Below are 17,811 nucleotides of genomic sequence, written 5' to 3' on the forward strand. Positions count from 1 at the left end.
CATTGCTGGACATGCCACCGCCCGCCCGCCCCACCCTACGGGCGGTCGCGCTGGGGATCTGGCGCCGTATCTTTCCCGGCACTTCCCTGGAACGCGCGAAACGCCAGGTCGTCCAAGCCATCAAACGGCAAGCCGCCTCTGCCAGGCTGCTGACCAGATCGGAATGGCAAGCGGTCGAGAATGCCATGCGGGAACTCGCTCGCCTGCAGCGACCGCCCGCCCGGTATGCCGATGTCGTCCAAGCCTGCGTCGGCACGCTGACGCCGGGCGAATGCATCGCCCTGCACCACGTGGTCGAAAGCTATCCCTTCCTGAAGGTGGACGATCCCGAAGGCCGTCGCATCATGCCGGCCCCGCAAAAACAGCACCTCATGGCCCTGGATGCGGCACTGACCATGGAATCGGCGACGCGCCACGCCGTGCCCGTGGTGGCCCGTGCGGTAGAAGCGCTGCGAGGCGATCCCCGCTCGCCGCATTTCATGGACGCGCTTGAAGCCTTGTCGGACTGCCTGGACAAGCGCGCCGGCGACCTGCCGGAGGCCCGGGCCCTGTGCGAATCGGCGCTGCGACGTCTGGCCCTGCCATCCCGCGATGTCCACGCGGCGCTGGAACGGCTCGCAACACTGGCGGCGCAGAGGCGCTTGAAGGACGATATCAAGGCGGCGCAGATCAACCACCGCAAGGCCTCGAACCCGCGGATAGAAACGATCAGTCTGATGCCGGCACTACGTGCCCTGGGCGCGGCGCTCGAACACCGCGCCGCCTGACACCCTGCCACGGTGCCGCCTTTACCCGCGCGTGGCCGCTGAAAGACAAACGGCCTGCCGTGTTACCGGCAGGCCGCAAGCCCACGGGAGCGCTGCGAGCGGCATACCTATGCGGCGTTCGCCAGCGCCGGCTCTTGCGCCCGGACCTGGGCTTCGGCGTCGCGCAGCGCGGTGCGCAAGCCCTCTTCAACCACCGGGTGGTAGAACGGCATCTCGAGCATGCGGGCCACGGTCAGCTCCTGCTGCAGCGCCCAGGCCAGCAAATGGGCCAGGTGTTCGACGCTGGGACCCACCATCTCGGCACCCAGGAACCGCCCGGTGCCGCGTTCCGCGTACACGTGCAGCCGCCCCTTGTTCTTCAGCATGACGCGCGAACGCCCCTGGTTGCCGAAGTCCACCTCGCCGGTGACATAGTTCCCTTCGGGCAAGCGGTTGTAATGCGTGCCGACCACCGCGATCTGTGGATCCGAAAACACCACCGCCATGGGTGCGCGGCGCAAGCCCGCCCGGACCTCAGGAAAACTCGCGGCATTTTGTCCTGCGATACGTCCTTCGTCCGCTGCCTCGTGCAGCAGGGGCAGATCGCTGTTCGCATCGCCGGCGATGAAGATGGGCGACTTGCCCGCCTGCATCGTGTAGCGGTCGTATTCCGGGACACCCGCCGCATTCAACTTCAGGCTGGTGTTCTGCAGGGACAAATTGCCCACGTTGGGCCGGCGCCCGGTGGCGACGAGGACATAGTCGAAATGCTCGACACGCTCCGTATTGTCCAGCGCGACGTAGCGCACACGCGCCCGGTCGCCATCCCGCGCCGTTTCCAGTACGCGCGCATCGGGGTCCAGGTAGAACTCTTCCTGGAAAGCCTTCTTCGCGCTTTGCCGCACGACGGGATCGGTGATACCGCCCAGGCTGCCACTGACGCCGAAAACCCGGACACGCACACCCAGCCGCGCCAACGCCTGTCCCAGTTCCAGCCCGATGACACCGGGCCCGAAAACCGCGACGCTGCCCGGCAGGTCATCCCAATAGAAAACATCGTCGTTGACCACCAGCCTGTCGCCCAGCGCGTGGAAAGACGCGGGAACGGCCGGCGTCGAGCCGGTCGCGATCACCACGCTGCGCGCATGTACCTCGGTATGGTCATCGACGCGCAGCACCGTGTCCGTAACGAACCGCGCATAGCCCCGCAGCTTGTCCTCGGCAGGAATGTTTTCCACGCCTTCGAGGACAAAGCCCACGAAGCGGTCGCGTTCCCGCTTGACGCGGTCCATGACCTCGCGTCCATCGACACGCACCTTGCCGTCCACGTGCACGCCGAAGGGCGCGCCATGCGCGGCGGCATGTGCCGCCTCGGCGGCCGCGATCAACAGCTTGGAGGGCATGCAGCCGATCCGCGCGCAGGTGGTGCCGTATTGCCCGCCCTCTATGATCACGGCGCGCTTGCCCGCGGCCACCGCCGCGCGATAGGCGCCCAGGCCCGCAGTGCCGGCGCCGATAACGGCCACATCGGTGTGCAAGGTTTTCATGCGTAATCCTTATGATGCTCGGATGATGTTATTGCGAGTTCATGTCCGTCCGCAGCCGGAGGCTCAGGCGAAATGCGCCTTGAGTTCTTCCAGGCCGCCGATCAGCGCGCCATTGATGAAGACCTGCGGCGCGGTGGCCTTGCCCGACACGGCACCGATCACCCGGCCACGCACTTTGTTTTCGAGCGGGATGTCGATCGTCGCGTAACCCTTGCTATCCAACAGCGCCTTCGCTTCGATGCAGAACGGGCAGCCGGGCTTGGAAAACACCACGACCTGATCCGGCTTGCGGGCCTCCGGGGCAAGATAGTTCAGCATGGTGTCGGCGTCGGAAACTTCGAAAGGATCGCCGTCCTTTTCCGGTTCGATGAACATTTTCTCGACCACCCCGTCGCGCACCAGCATGGAATAGCGCCAGCTACGCTTGCCGAAGCCCAGGTTGCGCTTGTCGACCAGCATCCCCATGCCTTCGGTGAAGTCGCCATTACCGTCCGGCAGCAGTGTGATGTTCGACGATTCCTGGTCCTTCGCCCATTCGTTCATGACGAAGGTGTCGTTGACCGAAACGCACACGATGCTGTCGACACCGCTGGCGAAAAAGGCGGGCGCCAGTTCGTTGTAGCGCGGCAGGTGCGTGGACGAGCAGGTCGGCGTAAAGGCGCCGGGCAGCGAGAAGACGACGACAGTCTTGTTCTTGAAGACATCGTCGCTCGACACCTGCTTCCACGCATTGTCTTCGCGGACGGGGAAAGTGACGTTGGGAACACGTTGGCCTTCGCGGGCTTGCAGCATCGGTAAATCTCCGGATTCGGGTTGGGGCAAGGACGCCATGGATGAATAATAAATATCCTCTATCGAAACATCAAATATAATAATTCATATAAATCGATAGCTTGCTTCAATGACGCCCCGCCAGAGGGCTAGAACGGCGTGGGCGTGTAGCCCGCGCCGCGTATCGCGCGTTCCACAGTCGGTTTGTCTTCCGTGCCGGTTACCGTTACGCGGTGGTCGGACAGTTCCACCTTAACCGCTGCGCCAGGCAGGGCTTCGGTTACCGCCCGGGTAATTGCCTTGACACAGTGATCGCAGGACATGTCGGGGACTTGATATTGCAGGACCATCATGACTCCTTCAAGCAGATAGCGGCGACCTGCCGCCTTCACGCGGGGCCGAGACGCCCCAACGACGTTAACAGGCTACACCTTCCCATGATGGCAAGGTCAACCCCGCGCTGGCGCTGCCCGTGGCTTGACCTTACCATTATGGGAAGGATCAGACTGGGCAGCATTCTTTATCTGGAAACCGACATGAAACCCTCTCCCGAACCCGGCGCCGGCCTGGATCTGTCCATAGAAGGCATGACCTGCGCGTCCTGCGTCAAGCGTGTCGAAAATGCCTTGTCCGCGGTACCCGGCGTGCGCGCGGCCAGTGTCAACCTGGCCACGGAACGCGCGCACGTCGCTTTCCAATCCGCCGGCGACGTCACGACCGATGCCCTGGTCGCCGCGGTGGCCAAGGCGGGCTACGGCGCCAGGGCCCTGGTCCGCGACGAGGACGAAACGGCACGCCAGGCCCAGGCCCGCGAAGCGGAAGCCCGCCGGCTGGGCCGCCGGTTTGTCCTCGCCCTTCTGCTTACCCTGCCCGTCTTTCTCCTGGAGATGGGCGGGCATATCTTTCCCGGCCTGCATCACAGCCTGGATATGTACGTCGGTACGGCACGACTGTGGCTGCTGCAATGGGGCCTGACCACGCTGGTACTGGCCGGTCCCGGCCGCGATTTTTCCCTCAAGGGCGGCGCCGCCCTGGCGCGCGGCGGCCCCGACATGAACTCGCTGGTCGCGGTGGGCGCCGGCAGCGCCTGGCTGTATTCGACGGTTGCCACTTTCGCGCCCCAATGGCTGCCCGAGGATGCGCGCCACGTGTATTTCGAGGCTGCCGCGGTCATCGTCACGCTGATCCTTCTGGGACGCTTGCTGGAAGCCCGCGCCAAGGGTCGGACCGGGGCGGCAATCGCGCGGCTGGCATCGCTGCAACCGCGCCAGGCCAGGGTCCTGCGCGGACAGGACACGGTGGATGTACCCATAGAATCGGTGCGCGCAGGCGACGTGGTGCGGATACGCCCCGGCGAAAAAATCCCGGTCGACGGCAAGGTGCTGGACGGCACATCCTTCATCGATGAGTCCATGATCACCGGCGAACCCATACCCGTGGAAAAGCGCGCCGGCGACGCGGTCACCGGCGGCACCCTCAACACGCAGGGCACGCTGACCGTCCAGGTGACGCACACCGGCGCCGACACGGCGCTGGCGCGCATCGCCCGCATGGTGCAGGACGCCCAGGGCGCCAAGCTGCCCATCCAGAGCCTGGTGGACCGCATCACCTACCGTTTCGTGCCCGCCATCATGGCGGTGGCCGCCGTGACGTTCTTCGCCTGGCTGGCGTTCGGCCCGCATCCTGCCCTGCCGCAAGCGCTGGTGCATGCGGTCGCCGTGCTGATCGTCGCCTGCCCCTGCGCCATGGGACTGGCGACGCCCATGTCCATCATGGTGGGAACTGGCCGGGCCGCCGAGATGGGGGTGCTGTTCCGCCAGGGCGACGCGTTGCAAAGCCTGCGCGACGTCAAGACCGTCGCCTTCGACAAGACGGGCACGCTGACGCTGGGCAAGCCCGCAATGACCGATATCGCAGTGGCACCGGGATTCCGCCGCGAGGACGTGCTGGCGTGGACGGCATCGGTACAGGCCGCTTCGGAACACCCGATCGCCTCGGCAATCGTCGCCGCGGCCCGGACCGCCGGGCTGGCGACGTCGCCTGTCGGCGACTTCCTCGCCATCGCCGGCGCGGGCGTGCGCGGCGATGTGCGGGGACACCGCCTGCTTGTGGGCGGCGAACGGCTGATGCGTGAACACGGCATCGACGCCGGCACCCTGGCCGGCGCGGCGGACGATTGGGCGCGGGCCGGAAAAACCGCCATCTACGTGGCCGTCGACGGCACCGCCGCGGCCGTCATGGCCGTGGAAGACCCCATCCGCGAGACGTCGGCGGCGGCGATCGCCGCCCTGCGCGAGGCCGGCGTACGCACCGTGATGATTACCGGCGACAACCGCCACACTGCCCGGGCGGTCGCCACCGTGCTGGGAATCGACGACGTGCGCGCCGAAGTCCTGCCGGAAGGCAAGGTGGAAGCAGTGCGCGCGCTGCGCGAGCAAGCCGGCGGGCATGGCGGCGCGGCGGCGAAGTCCGGCGCAAAGGCGGACCGCCCCCTGCTGGCTTTCGTCGGCGACGGCATCAACGACGCTCCCGCGCTGGCGGCCGCCGATGTCGGGATTGCCATCGGGACGGGTACCGACGTCGCCATCGACGCCGCGTCCGTGGTGCTGATGGCGGGAGACCCGTCGGGCGTGCCGCGGGCCATGGCGATCAGCCGGGCGACGCTGGCCAACATCCGCCAGAATCTGTTCTGGGCCTTTATCTACAACGTTGCGCTGATCCCACTCGCCGCGGGGCTGCTGGCACTGTTCCATGGACCCTCGCTGTCGCCGGTTTTCGCGGCGGCGTCGATGGCCCTGTCCAGCCTTTTCGTCGTCGGCAATGCGCTGCGCCTGCGGGCCTTCGACGCCCGCGGCCAGGGAGCGCTCCCACGCGCTTCAGGCACACGCGCAGGCGATCGCGGCGCGGAGCTTCCATCCGGAGCGAGAACATCATGAATATCGGGCAAGCGGCGACGGCGTCCGGCATCACTGCCAAAATGATCCGCTACTACGAGAGCATCGGGCTGACACGCGCGCCGGAACGCACCGAAGCCGGCTATCGCATTTATGGCGACCGTGACGTGCATACGCTGCGGTTCATCAGGCGCGCACGCGACCTGGGATTTTCCGTCGAGCAGATGCGCGACCTGCTGGCCTTATGGCGCGACCGCAGCCGGGCCAGCGGCGATGTGAAACGGATCGCCATGGAACACGTGGCGGCGCTCGAGCGCAAGGCGTGCGAGCTGCAGCAGATGGCCGACACGTTGCATCACCTGGCGGACCATTGCCATGGCGATAGCCGCCCGGATTGTCCCATCATGGACGAACTGGCTGCCGGCTGAACCGGCCGGCGCTCAGGCCGGCAGCCCTGTCCAATCGGACACGAACTGGCGAAAATCCGGGCGATTGGCCGGCGGTACGGCGCAGGCCGGCGTGCCGATCGCCAGGAATCCCAGGAAGCGGTAGTCCAGGGAATCGAAGCCCAGGGCTTCCTGCACCGGCTCCAGGTAGGTTCCCAGGCCGGTGCTCCAGAATGCACCGTATCCCAGCATATGCGCGGCATTCAGGATGTTCATCACCGACGCGCCGGTGGCCAGCAGTTGCTCCTGCTCCGGGATCTTGACGTTGTCGTGGTCGACCTTCTGGGCCAGCGCGATTATCAAGGGCACGCCGGCCAGCCATTCGCGCACGGACTTTTCCTTTTCGGGCGTCATGCGCTTGTCGCCGCTGCGCTTGACGGCGTCCAGCGCCATATCCGCCAGCCTGCCGATGGCCTCGCCACGGATCAGCTTGAAGCGCCAGGGGCGCAAGGCGCCGTGGTCCGGCGCCGACATGGCGGCTTGCAGCATCTGGTCCAGCTCTTCGGGGCGCGGCGCCGGCGCGCGCAGGAACTTCATCGAACGTCGGGTATGCAGGGCGTGTATGGGTGCGGAAGTCATAGGGTGTCGATAGGGATTACGGTACGGAGGCAGCCCGGTCCGCGCGCGGCGCGGCGGGCGATAGAGATCAACCCAGATGGGTATGGCGTTCGGGGCGCTCCTCGACCTGCATTTCCGCGAGGCCGTGGAGGATTCCACAGTCCTCCGCGTGGGGCTGCGCCGACAGGCAGCGCTGGCGCAGCACCGACAATTGCCGCTTCAACTGCGTCAGCTCGGCGATACGTTCGTCGACGTGCCGGATGTGGTCTTCGAAAATTTCATTGATGGGGCCGCAGTCCGCCGCCTGGCTGTCGGCCAGCCTGAGGATCGCGCGGATCTCCTCCTGGGTCATATCCAGTGCGCGGCAGTTGCGGATCAGGCGCAGACGCTCGACATGCAGCGGACCATAGCTGCGGTAGTTATTCGCACCCCGTTCCGGAGCGGGCAGCAGGCCTTCCTTCTCGTAGTAGCGGACCGTCTCCACGGTGGTGCCGGCCGTCTTGGCCAGTTCTCCGATCTTCATGGAGCGCCTCCTGTTCGTTGACTTGACCCTATAGTAACCCCAGGGTGTCCAATTACCGTTATGGACAAGAAAACGATTCCCATCCTGGTGCGGACCTCCCAGCCGGCGGACGATTGCTGCCATGGGCATGAGCATGGACATGCCCACGGCCACCCGCACGACCATGGCCAAGACCATGGCCACGATCATGGCCACGATCATGGTCACGATCTGGCCCACGGCGACGCCGGGTCGTCCTGCCAGGACGATGCGGTGCATCGCCACACTGCGGGGTGCTGCCACGGCGATCACCCCGCCGATGGCTCGGCGCCGCCGGCGATGGAAATCCAGGCCGGCATGACGCTGACCCGGATACGCATCGGGCAAATGGACTGCCCGACCGAAGAGGCCTTGCTGCGCAAGAAACTCGGCGGGATGGCGGGCGTAGCCGATATGCACTTCGACCTGATGCGCCGAATCCTTTCCGTGGCGCATGAACCGGCCGCACGGGAGCAGGTGCTGGCCGGCATCCGCGCGGTCGGCATGACCCCCGAAGTACTGGCCGACCAGGCCCCCGCGGCGCCGCCGCCCGCCGAGCGGCCACGCTGGAAGCTGCTGGCCGCGGCCGGTGTCCTCGCGGCGCTGGCCGAGGCGGCGCATTTCACGGGCATGCCGGGCGTCGTCAGCGCCGTCCTGGCCGTAGCGTCCGTGCTGGCCTGCGGGCTCAACACGTATCGCAAGGGCTGGATCGCCGTGCGCAACGGCAATTTGAACATCAATGCCCTGATGAGCATCGCGGTCACCGGCGCGGCCGTCATCGGGCAATGGCCCGAGGCCGCCATGGTGATGTTCCTGTTCAATGTTGCCGAACAGATCGAAGCCCGTTCGCTGGATCGCGCGCGGCACGCGGTGCGCGGCCTGCTCGATCTGGCGCCCCCCACCGCCACCCGGCGGGAAAACGGCGCCTGGCGCGAGGTGCCGGCGGCCGAACTGGCGGTCGGCGATATCGTGCGCGTGCGGCCCGGCGAGCGTATCGGCGCCGATGGCGTCGTCGTGGCCGGACGGTCGGCCGTCGACCAGTCGGCCATCACCGGCGAAAGCCTGCCCGCGGACAAGACGGCCGGCGATCCCGTCTACGCGGCGACCGTCAACGCGGAAGGTTCGTTCGAATACCGCGTCACCGCGGCGGCGCAGGACACCACGCTGGCCCGCATCATCCACTCGGTCGAACAGGCGGCCGCCTCGCGCGCGCCCATGCAGCGCTTCATCGATCGCTTTTCCCGCATCTACACGCCCGCCGTGGTGGTGCTCGCCGTCCTGGCCGCCTGCGTGCCTCCGCTGCTGTGGGCGCAGCCCTGGGCCGAAGCGGTGTATCGCGCCCTGGCGCTGCTGATCATCGCCTGCCCTTGCGCGCTGGTGATCTCGACCCCGGTCAGCGTCGTCAGCGGCCTGACCGCTGCGTCGCGCCGCGGCATCCTGATCAAGGGCGGCGTTTACCTGGAGAACGGCCGTAAATTGCGCTGGCTGGCCTTCGACAAAACCGGCACGCTGACGCACGGCAAGCCGGCATTGACCGATCTGGTCGCGATCCCGCCCGCCGGCGTCCCCCTTGCCGGCGGCGCGCCGCGGTCCGCCCCGGACAAGGCATTGCCCGCCATCGCAGGCGAATCGCCTGCATCGCCCGAGACCGCGCGTCTGGCCGCCAGCCTGGCCGCCCGCTCGGATCATCCGGTTTCGCGGGCCATCGCGCGCGGTCATGGCGACGGACCGCTGCACGAGGTCGAGGATTTCGCCGCCCTGCCCGGCCGCGGCATACGCGGCCGCATCGGTGGCACCCGCTATCACCTTGGCAATCGCCGATTGATGAACGAACAGGGTTGGGAAACGCCGGTCTTGACGCAGGCGCTGGATGCCCTGGAAGCGCAGGGCAAGACCGCCGTCGCGCTGTGCAGCGACGATGGCGCGATCGCCGTAGCCGCGGTGGCCGATACCGTGCGTCCCGAAAGCCGCGCGGCCATCGGCATGCTGCATCGCCTGGGCGTGCGTACGCTGATGCTGAGCGGCGACAACACGGCCGCGGTGCGCGCCGTGGCCGGCCAGTTGAACATCGCCGACGCGCGTGGCGATCAGCTGCCCGAGGACAAGCTGGCCGCACTGGAATCGCGCATGCGCGACGGTCTGGTCGGCATGGCGGGCGACGGCATCAACGATGCGCCGGCGCTGGCGCGCGCGGACATCGGTTTCGCCATGGGCGCGGCCGGTACCGGCACAGCGATCGAGACCGCGGACGTGGCCCTGATGGACGACGACCCGCGCAAGGTCGCCGAATTCGTCGCCCTGTCCCGTGCCACGCATCGGGTACTGGTGCAGAACATTGTGCTCGCCCTGGGTATCAAGGCGGTGTTTCTGGTGCTGGCCCTGAGCGGCCTGGCGACCTTGTGGATGGCCGTCTTCGCCGATGTGGGAACCAGCCTGCTGGTGGTGGCCAACGGCCTGCGCCTGTTAAAGGCAGGAAAAGCGCCGCCGGCCGTGCGGGACGCGATGAGCGGCACCGCAGGCCATGCCTCGTCGCGGACGAATGAGAGCGAGTCGTTACTAACGCGCTCTCCATCGCAATAACCCACGCCGCGCCCGGGAACAGTAGCGCGGCACTTTCCCGGACACGATGACACTCTTCTCGCCTATGGGCGCGGCCATGTACCGCGGGCCCCAAGACACAGCGTTCTTTCCCATCCCCACCCCCGCGCGGCCGCCCGTTTACACCGATGCCGCTCTAGCGTTTGCCACACACGGGGCTAAGCAACCTGGCGCCGTCCGCGACGAGGCGCGTCACCGGCGCGGCGCCATGCCGGAGACCCTCGCGGCGGCGGCCGGCGCCGCGATAGAGCCGCCCCGTCCCGCCGGCGATCCCGCGACAGCTCCCCTGCCATCGGACCACTGCCTGGAGCCCGCGCTGCCGGCCAGGCCCGGCCGGGACTCCCTGCTGGGTGCCCGCATCGCCGGGGCACGCGCCATCCTGCAGGACGAGGCGGGAGACGACGACGATGTGCTGCTGGTCGCGGCCAACGATGTCCACCAGAAAGCGGTGGCGAACCCCGGGAACGCCGACGCGCAGGCGGCCTCGCTATTGCTGTGGCGCGCCGAGGCCGACGCCTGGGCCGCGGCCAACGGCGCCCCATCGTCGCTGGACGAAGAGACCCGGTTGCAGGCCTACCTGGATATGTGGTCGATGGCCTTGGACCCGCCGGAGCCGCCTGTCTTTCACACACGGCGCGATGTCGCACGGACTTATGTACTGGAGCGCGCCCGCACCGGCCAGTCCATCGCCATCGCGACGCAGCCGGCACAGGGGCCCGTCCCGCTCGACAGGCTGATCGATCGTTTCCTGGAAACCCCGGAGGTTCGCACCCGCTATTACCGGCAGTTCGCGGACTATGTGGATACCCACCTGGATCATTTCAGCAAGCTGGGCGCCATCGGCGACGCGCTCGCCGCGGGCATCCCAAGGCTGCGGCTGGAAGAGCGGCCCGCCCGCATGTGGCATATTGCAAGCCTGACCGCGTATCCGGCGGGCGCGCATCTACTGCCTTCCGGCTGGGTACTTACCGCGCTGGGCCGGTCCTTGGGGGAATCCTACATTGCGGAAATGCCGGACGGCGAATTCCTGCATATCGATGCCGCGGGCAGGACGGCAAAGCTGCCGCCCGACATGGTGGACCGCGCCGGACGGCTGAACGTGACGGCATTGCTGCAAAGCCTGGGCCTGCGAGCGCCGCAGCCTGCAGGCCGCGGGGAATCGTCCGGGAAGGAATATACCGTCTCCTATAGGTCGTGCGACCCGGTCCTCCTGCGCGGCCATATCGTGGCCCAGCGGCGCAAGGCCGTCCTCGCCGCGATCGCGCAATGGAAGGCGGACAACTATCTTCCTTCCCGCACCGAAAGCGTGCTGCGCGTGCTGATTCCCTTCTATGGGCTGCATCACAACCTGAAGTGGGATCCGGGCTACCGGTTGCAGGCCGGCGACGTCGCCTGGGACGCTGCCGCGCTGGCGATCACGGTGGCGGGCATCGCCCTGACAGCCGGCGGCGGCAGCGCCGGCGTCGTCGCGGCCCAGGCTTCGATGCGCACCGTGGCCTCCCAGGGCGTCAAGGCCATGATCAAGGTGGGCATGCAGTCCATCATGCGGCAGTTCCACGTCAGGGTGCTGATGCTGGGTGGCGCGCGCGAACTGGCCGATTTCGTCCTGCCCGTGTTCTCTGCGGCGCGGCTGCTGAAAAGCGCGGCGCGCGTCACGCCGCTGGCGGCGCAGGCCTTGAAAACCGCCACGCAGAACGCCGGCATCGCACTGCGCGCGGCCGACGCCAGGCTATTGATGAACGGCATCTACGAGGTGTTGGCGCGCACCGCCCCGGCGCGGCGGAACTTCACCGCGAACACGATCCGCCATACCCTGGAAGCGGCGTCCCGGCGGCCGGTCCCCATGCGCATCTATCGCAGCGAAAGCGGCGGATTGCAGCGCGGCGCGCTGCAATCCGCGATCGGCCCGGACGCGTCGATAGACGATATCCTGGTCGCGATCATCCGCCACACGGCCTGCAGCGGCAGTGAAACGGACCCGGTCATGTCCTTGACCGTCAACCGCGTCGTCCCGGCGCAATCCGCGCCAGACAGCCCCGACCCCTGCATCTACACGATCGATACGTCCACCGCGCCCCGCCAATTCCGCAACATCGAGGACATTCTGCTGAACGAGGGCCCGCGCCTCGTCCAGGCGGGCAAGATACACGGCGCCATGCTCGAGCGCGCCGTCATGCGCGCGCTGGAGCGGCAGGAAGAAAGGATTTTCTATATCGGCACCCGCATCCCGGATACCATGGTCGTCGGCCGCGAGCATCCGGCGCCAGACGAGACGCGGGACACGGCTACAGGTGGATGACGGGTTCGGCCGCGGCCAGGGCACGGCCCAGCGGCGCGGCCCCCTCCCCCTCGAAAAGCCCGTTCGCCAGTTCGAGTATCCACCCGGCCGACTCGCTGCCCACCGACGTCCGCGCCAGCGAAAGATACTTGCGCTCGATCTCCGCATGCGGCATCGGATTCTCCGGCATGCCCAGGGAATAATCCACGCGGCGCGTGTAACTGCGGCCACCGCGCACGACCACGGTAACGCGCCCGCCGTAGACTTCCGGATACGCGCGATCGATCTCCGGATCGATCTCGATATCGACGCGCCGCGACAACGCGACGACGCGCGGCTCGACGATGCGTTCGGGCGTGAACTGCTCCAGGTATGCCTGGCCATCCATCAGCGCCACGGCGATGTTGTAGCGCAGGCTCATCTGCGCGTTCAGCACCGAATCGGCGAGATAGTCGAAACCCGTCTGGGTATTCACGACCGAGGCAATTCCGGCCACGACCCGTTCGATGTCGTCGCTGGCGATGCGATGCTCCCGGACCAGCGCCAGCGCCGCGTCCACGCAGGCGTGGTTGCTGCCGCAGCAGGCATGCGGCTTGAAGCAGGTCGCATCGGTATGCCACGTCGCCCCCAGTTCCCGCACGATCATGCCGGGTCGCGGATCGTCCGACATGCCGAACAGGAAGCTGCCGTCCCCGGCCTCGAGGATGAAACGCGGCCCGGCGAACCCACGCGCGGCCAGCAGCGCCGCCGTCACCCCGGCTTCGGCGGAATGTCCCGGATGCATGCGCTTGCTCATGCCGCCGTCGGCCGTGAAGGCCCATAGGCCGGCCGACTGCGTGCCCGCCAGCCCCAGCGCGCTCGCCGTGGTGGCCGCATCCAGCCCCAGGATGACACTGGCCGCCGCGGCAGCGGCGAAAGTTCCCGTCGTTCCGGTAAGATGCCAGCCGCGCATGCGAGCGCGACTGGGGTTGGCGGCCTGGCTGACGCGGTTCATGGTCTCGTAGCCGGCCGCCATCGCCGTCATCAGGACGGCGCCGTCCACCTGCTCGCGCTCGCCCAGCGCCAGCACCACGGGCAGCACGACGGCACCCGGATGGATCTTCGCGCGACTGTGATCGTCGAAATCGAACCCGTGGATGGCGGTACCGGCCGCCAGCACGCTATTTCCCACGCCGACGCGCGCCTGCCCTCCCCATAGCGCGGCTTCGGCGGGCCCCTGGCGGTCCCGCGCATACTCGCGCATGATGCGGCCCCAGGGCGTGGCCAGACCGTACAGGCCGCAGCCCAGGCCATCCACTACGGCCTTGCGCAGGACCTCGCGTGTCGCCCGAGGAACCGCCGCCGGTTTCAGCCCGGCGATGAACTCGGCCAGCGCCATCGTGATCCCGCGATGCTCGCGCGACAACGCTTTCCATGATTGCAGGTCGTCCATGAAGTCCTCCGTCGCGATGTTCGCGTTTGCGTGACCCGGCCACGGACGCCGCGGCGGGGGGGGTACGCGGGGATGCCCTAATCGGCCTTCGCGCCGGACGCGCGCGCCACCTCGCCCCAGCGCACCAGTTCGGTCTTCATGAACTCGCCGAAGGCTGCGGGCGAAGGTTGGGTGAAGGGCTCGATGCCGAGTTTGGCCAGGCTGGCCTTTACATCGGGCGCCTGCACCGTCTGCACCAGCGCCCTGTACAGCTTGTCGACCACCGGCTTGGGCGTCTTCGCGGGCGCCATGACTGCGAACCAGTTGAACGCCAGCACGGTGGGCAGGCCGCCCTCGGCCGAGGTGGGCACGTCTTTCATGACGTCGGCACGATGGGTATTGGTCACGGCGATGGCGCGCAGCTTGCCCTCGTTCACCATCGTATAGAGCGCAGGCAGGTCGACGATGATGCCGTCCACGTGGCCGCCCACCGCATCCGTGATGGCGGGGCCCGCCCCCTTGTAGGGCACGTGGACGATGCGGCCCTTCGAGGCGATCTTGAGCAACTCGATCGCCAGGTGCGGCAGGCCGCCGTTGCCCGAGGACGAGAACGTCACGTCGCGCGTCTTGGACAGCGCGACCAGTTCGGGAAGCGTTTTCGCCGGCACCTTGGGATTGACCGCGATCAGTTCCGGCGTCTGCGCCACCGTGGTGATGCCTATCAGGTCCTTGAGCGGATCGAAGGGCATATTGCTGTACGTATGCGGGCTGATCGCCAGCGGACTGGCACTGCCCAGCGTAATGGTATAGCCGTCAGGGGCCGACCGCGCCACGTAGTCGGTGCCAATGATGGCATTGGCGCCGGGCCGGTTTTCGACGACCACGCTGGCGCCGATGAATTCGCTGAACTTGGGCGCGAGTATCCGCGCCACGATGTCGTTGGATCCGCCGGGCGGAAAGCCCACGACCAGATGGATGGGCCGCGAGGGGTAATCATCCTGCGCCGCGGCCGCGGCCGGAAGAATGGCGGCCACGGCCGCGACACCGGCCACGATGGCCAGAGGCTTGGACAAATTCAGCATGTGAGTCTCCTTGGGATGCGCTTCGCTTGTTCCGGCGTCACCGGCCTGGCAGGGCCGGTGACGCGCGGGCGTTCTTGTTGTCTTCGTACGTTTCGTACGCCGTGCGCGATCAGCGCGCCGGGGCGAGCAGGCGCATCAGCTCGCCCACGTCGCCGCAGGCCTCGATGTCGGCGACCCACTCGGCCACCTGGGCGGCGCGGGCCGCGCCCAGCACGGGCGTGGCCAAGCTGTCGAACTTGGCGCGCAATTCGTCGTCGGACATCGGATTCTGAATCGATCCCTTCGGGTAATCCACCTGGGAACGCCAGCTGGCACCGTCATCCATCTCCAGGGTCATCAGGCACGACACGCCGCGCGGCAGGCTTTCGTCGACCGTAATCTCGACCCTCTCCGCAAGCTTCTTCAAGATGGGTTCCTGCAGCCGGGCGTTGTTGTACTGCGGGAACAGCGCCTGGCCATCGGTCAACGCCACCGCCACCGAATACGGCAAGCTGACCTGCGCCTCGTGGTACGTCATGGGATGCGCGTTCTGGTGATACAGCGCCCAGTCTGGATGCCGGGCCATGCGGATGCGCCGGATGCGACCTGGCTCCGGCGCGTGCTTGCGGCGGATATCCAGCGCGCAGTCGATCGCGTTGTGAATAGGCCGCGCGCAGGAGTACGGCTTGAATTCGATGTCCAGCAAATAGGGCTTATCCAGGTCCTTCACAAGCTGGCCAGGATCGTTGCTGTCGGTAAAGGCATTCAGGAACCCGCGCTCCCCTTCGAAGATGGTGGCGGCGCCCGTGAATCCCAGCTGGGCCATCAGCGCGGCCGTCACGCCGCTGCGCGAGGCCGGGCCGGGATTGAAGCGCTTCTGCATGGACGGACCGTACATCTCCATCAGGCCGCCCGCCTGCGCGCCGGCCAGCCCGAGCGCCGATACGGTTTGCTCCGCCGGCAATCCCAGCAGTCGCGCCGAGGCGATCGTCGCGCCGAAGATGCCGCAGGTGGGCGTGGTGTGATAGCCGCGATTGCGCAGCGAATTGTTGGCCGCCTTGCTGACGCGCTCCATCATCTCGCAGCCGGCCGCAAGGGCCGCGAGCAGCGCCTTGCCGTCCGCCTTCTGCCGCTCGGCGGTGGCCAGCGCGGCAGAATACACCGGCGGGCTGAAATGAAAAAGTGCCAGCACGTCGATATCGTCGAGCTCGACGCTGTGCGACGAAATGGCATTGGCCAGGGCGGCCTGCATCGCCGGCACCCGTGTGCCCTCGCCGATCAGGGTGGCCTCGGCATGGCCGCCGCTGGACTGCGCGAAGCGGCGCGCGACCTCGCCGCTGCCGGTCTGGCTGCCCGCTACGGCCACTCCCAGATAGTCCAGCAGCAGCCGTTTCATCGCCTTGCGGTTGGCTTCTGGCAGCGGTTTTTCACCGAAGGCGGCGAAATGATCGGCGAGTTGTTCGGAAAGCGTCTTGGGCATGATGTTCCTGTCGAGACGTTGATGATTGGGTCTGTGTTGAAGATCGGTATCCGTATCGCGCGACGCGCGGTCATTCCGCCGCACGGCCTGGCATGGACAGCAGGCCGATCAGCGGGCGCGCATCCTCCAACGCTTCCAGCGTGTCGCACAGGCGCACCACCTCGTCGATATCGGCGGGCGCCAGGCAGGACTCCACCACGTTGCGGAACTTGTATTCCACGTCGGCCGGCTGCAGGGGGTTTTCCGGGCTGCCGCGCCGATTGAGGATACGCAGGGTAAAACTGCGGCCATCGCGCGTGTGCGCGGTGACGGTAGCGGCATGGCGGAAGGCCGGACCCATCGCGTTGATCTCGGGGTCCGAGTGGGCATGGACGCGGCGGATGAAATCCAGCAGGCGAGGATCGCCCAGCCGGTCCTGCCGGTACTGACTGACGAAGGCCACGCCGTCATGGGCGATGACCGCCAGCCCGTAGTACAGGTTCATCTGCGCCGCCGTCACGCCCTGCGCCTTGTAGTCCCAGGCGCAATGCACGAAGGTCATCTCGCTGACGCCCACGTCCAGCGATTCGATATCGTCCGGCCCCAGCCGGTTTTCCCGCATGATTTGCGCCAGCGCGTCCAGAGCGGAATGGATGCTCGTCACGCTGGCATGCGGCTTGTATCCCACCTTGGCGGTCTCCCATATTGTCCCCAGACCGTCGGTCAGCCGCGCGGCGTTGGGCGAATCCGAATACGCCACCAGGTAGCCGCCATAACTGGCTTCCAGCACATCGCCGATACCGGTGAAGTCGCGCGCCGCCAACTGCGCTGAATACACGCCACTCTGTGCCGCGCGTCCGGCGTGCAGGCGCTTGACCATAGCGCCTTCCTGCGCGGCCATCAGGCCGCCCGCCTGCGAGCCGGCGATGCCCAGCGCATGCCGCATGTGGCCGGCGTCCAGGGACAGACTCCTTCCGGCGCAGGCCGCGCCGACGAACACGCCCGACGAACCCTGCGGATGGAAGCCCCGGAAGAACAGCCCCATGGTGGCCGCATTACCCACCCGTATGCCGATTTCGTAGCCCGTGGCCATCGCGGCGATAACGTCGCGGCCACTCCAGCCACCGTCGCGTTCCGCGTACGCCAGCGCGATCGGCAGGGCAATGGAGCCCGGATGCAAGATGGATTCCTTGTGGATGTCGTCCAGCTCGAAGGCATGGCCCGCCGTGGCATTGACCAGCACGGCATTGGCGACCGAGGAGCGGCGGCCCGTTCCCATGATGGCGGCGACGGGCGCCGCGCCCTCTTCCTCCACCATATCGGCCACTTTGCGGGTCCACGGCAGCGTGGCGCCGTACAGGCAGCAGGCGATGCTATCCAGCGCGCTTGTCTTGATGCGCTGGATGACGTCCGGCGGCAAGTCTTCAAAGCGTATCGACGCCGCGAAGTCCGCCAGGTCGCGGGTTGCGTTCTCCAGCAACGGGGGCTTGGAACTGCTCAT

At 67.2% G+C, this 17,811-nt stretch carries 14 protein-coding genes; 5 read left to right on the plus strand and 9 right to left on the minus strand.

Annotated features, from left to right (window positions below; translation table 11 throughout):
• Window positions 1-767 (plus strand): hypothetical protein (locus ACO1P8_RS05615; RefSeq protein ID WP_486294928.1); only part of this gene is annotated, 767 nt, incomplete at its 5' end.
• Window positions 768-874: 107 nt separating this feature from the next.
• Here ACO1P8_RS05615 and ACO1P8_RS05620 read toward each other — a convergent pair.
• The 3 genes from ACO1P8_RS05620 to ACO1P8_RS05630 all read right to left on the minus strand — a co-directional run bounded on the left by ACO1P8_RS05620 (window position 875) and on the right by ACO1P8_RS05630 (window position 3,417).
• Window positions 875-2,293 carry a dihydrolipoyl dehydrogenase gene (locus tag ACO1P8_RS05620; RefSeq protein ID WP_486294929.1) on the minus strand — a complete coding sequence of 473 codons (1,419 nt, stop codon included), beginning with the start codon at window positions 2,291-2,293 and terminating at the stop codon, window positions 875-877.
• A gap of 63 nt (window positions 2,294-2,356) precedes the next feature.
• Window positions 2,357-3,085, minus strand: a complete 729-nt coding sequence (locus ACO1P8_RS05625; protein WP_486294930.1) for a glutathione peroxidase — start codon at window positions 3,083-3,085, stop codon at window positions 2,357-2,359.
• 128 nt (window positions 3,086-3,213) lie between these two features.
• On the minus strand, window positions 3,214-3,417 hold the full coding sequence (locus ACO1P8_RS05630; RefSeq protein ID WP_486294931.1) for a heavy-metal-associated domain-containing protein: 204 nt from the start codon (window positions 3,415-3,417) through the stop codon (window positions 3,214-3,216).
• A 183-nt stretch (window positions 3,418-3,600) separates the two neighbouring features.
• Here ACO1P8_RS05630 and ACO1P8_RS05635 point away from each other — a divergent pair, with 183 nt between their 5' ends.
• On the plus strand, window positions 3,601-6,000 hold the full coding sequence (locus tag ACO1P8_RS05635; protein WP_486294932.1) for a heavy metal translocating P-type ATPase: 2,400 nt from the start codon (window positions 3,601-3,603) through the stop codon (window positions 5,998-6,000).
• Window positions 5,997-6,386: a Cu(I)-responsive transcriptional regulator gene (gene cueR, locus ACO1P8_RS05640; protein WP_486294933.1), complete on the plus strand. Its 390-nt coding sequence runs from the start codon at window positions 5,997-5,999 to the stop codon at window positions 6,384-6,386. The genes ACO1P8_RS05635 and cueR overlap by 4 nt, the downstream gene beginning before the upstream one ends.
• A gap of 12 nt (window positions 6,387-6,398) precedes the next feature.
• On the opposite strand, the gene ACO1P8_RS05645 is transcribed toward cueR, so the two are convergent.
• Together ACO1P8_RS05645 and cadR are read right to left on the minus strand one after the other, a co-directional pair.
• Complete coding sequence (locus tag ACO1P8_RS05645; RefSeq protein WP_486294934.1) at window positions 6,399-6,983, minus strand: nitroreductase family protein; 585 nt, start codon at window positions 6,981-6,983, stop codon at window positions 6,399-6,401.
• 67 nt (window positions 6,984-7,050) lie between these two features.
• The gene (cadR, locus tag ACO1P8_RS05650; RefSeq protein ID WP_486294935.1) at window positions 7,051-7,485 is read right to left on the minus strand and encodes a Cd(II)/Pb(II)-responsive transcriptional regulator; all 435 of its coding nucleotides are present in this window, start codon (window positions 7,483-7,485) and stop codon (window positions 7,051-7,053) included.
• 60 nt (window positions 7,486-7,545) lie between these two features.
• Here cadR and ACO1P8_RS05655 point away from each other — a divergent pair, with 60 nt between their 5' ends.
• On the plus strand, window positions 7,546-10,083 hold the full coding sequence (locus tag ACO1P8_RS05655; protein WP_486294936.1) for a heavy metal translocating P-type ATPase: 2,538 nt from the start codon (window positions 7,546-7,548) through the stop codon (window positions 10,081-10,083).
• A 226-nt stretch (window positions 10,084-10,309) separates the two neighbouring features.
• Window positions 10,310-12,400: a hypothetical protein gene (locus tag ACO1P8_RS05660; protein ID WP_486294937.1), complete on the plus strand. Its 2,091-nt coding sequence runs from the start codon at window positions 10,310-10,312 to the stop codon at window positions 12,398-12,400.
• On the opposite strand, the gene ACO1P8_RS05665 is transcribed toward ACO1P8_RS05660, so the two are convergent.
• The 4 genes from ACO1P8_RS05665 to ACO1P8_RS05680 all read right to left on the minus strand — a co-directional run bounded on the left by ACO1P8_RS05665 (window position 12,387) and on the right by ACO1P8_RS05680 (window position 17,811).
• Entirely contained in the window at window positions 12,387-13,811 is a 1,425-nt protein-coding gene (locus tag ACO1P8_RS05665; protein ID WP_486294938.1) for an MmgE/PrpD family protein, read from the minus strand. The two genes, ACO1P8_RS05660 and ACO1P8_RS05665, sit on opposite strands and share 14 nt — an antisense overlap.
• A 77-nt stretch (window positions 13,812-13,888) precedes the next feature.
• Entirely contained in the window at window positions 13,889-14,872 is a 984-nt protein-coding gene (locus ACO1P8_RS05670) for a Bug family tripartite tricarboxylate transporter substrate binding protein (protein WP_486294939.1), read from the minus strand.
• Between the two features lie 109 nt (window positions 14,873-14,981).
• On the minus strand, window positions 14,982-16,331 hold the full coding sequence (locus tag ACO1P8_RS05675; protein ID WP_486294940.1) for an MmgE/PrpD family protein: 1,350 nt from the start codon (window positions 16,329-16,331) through the stop codon (window positions 14,982-14,984).
• A gap of 70 nt (window positions 16,332-16,401) precedes the next feature.
• Window positions 16,402-17,811 (minus strand): MmgE/PrpD family protein, encoded by a 1,410-nt coding sequence (locus ACO1P8_RS05680; RefSeq protein ID WP_486294941.1) that lies wholly within the window; start codon window positions 17,809-17,811, stop codon window positions 16,402-16,404.

The sequence above is a fragment of the Bordetella sp. genome (assembly GCF_057362025.1).

Bases quoted from the DNA above. Each gene is read 5' to 3' on its own strand.
- ACO1P8_RS05620 (WP_486294929.1), bottom strand. From the start codon at position 2,293: ATGAAAACCTTGCACACCGATGTGGCCGTTATCGGCGCCGGCACTGCG.
- ACO1P8_RS05625 (WP_486294930.1), bottom strand. From the start codon at position 3,085: ATGCTGCAAGCCCGCGAAGGCCAACGTGTTCCCAACGTCACTTTCCCC.
- ACO1P8_RS05630 (WP_486294931.1), bottom strand. From the start codon at position 3,417: ATGATGGTCCTGCAATATCAAGTCCCCGACATGTCCTGCGATCACTGT.
- ACO1P8_RS05635 (WP_486294932.1), top strand. From the start codon at position 3,601: ATGAAACCCTCTCCCGAACCCGGCGCCGGCCTGGATCTGTCCATAGAA.
- cueR (WP_486294933.1), top strand. From the start codon at position 5,997: ATGAATATCGGGCAAGCGGCGACGGCGTCCGGCATCACTGCCAAAATG.
- ACO1P8_RS05645 (WP_486294934.1), bottom strand. From the start codon at position 6,983: ATGACTTCCGCACCCATACACGCCCTGCATACCCGACGTTCGATGAAG.
- cadR (WP_486294935.1), bottom strand. From the start codon at position 7,485: ATGAAGATCGGAGAACTGGCCAAGACGGCCGGCACCACCGTGGAGACG.
- ACO1P8_RS05655 (WP_486294936.1), top strand. From the start codon at position 7,546: ATGGACAAGAAAACGATTCCCATCCTGGTGCGGACCTCCCAGCCGGCG.
- ACO1P8_RS05660 (WP_486294937.1), top strand. From the start codon at position 10,310: ATGCCGGAGACCCTCGCGGCGGCGGCCGGCGCCGCGATAGAGCCGCCC.
- ACO1P8_RS05665 (WP_486294938.1), bottom strand. From the start codon at position 13,811: ATGGACGACCTGCAATCATGGAAAGCGTTGTCGCGCGAGCATCGCGGG.
- ACO1P8_RS05670 (WP_486294939.1), bottom strand. From the start codon at position 14,872: ATGCTGAATTTGTCCAAGCCTCTGGCCATCGTGGCCGGTGTCGCGGCC.
- ACO1P8_RS05675 (WP_486294940.1), bottom strand. From the start codon at position 16,331: ATGCCCAAGACGCTTTCCGAACAACTCGCCGATCATTTCGCCGCCTTC.
- ACO1P8_RS05680 (WP_486294941.1), bottom strand. From the start codon at position 17,811: ATGAGCAGTTCCAAGCCCCCGTTGCTGGAGAACGCAACCCGCGACCTG.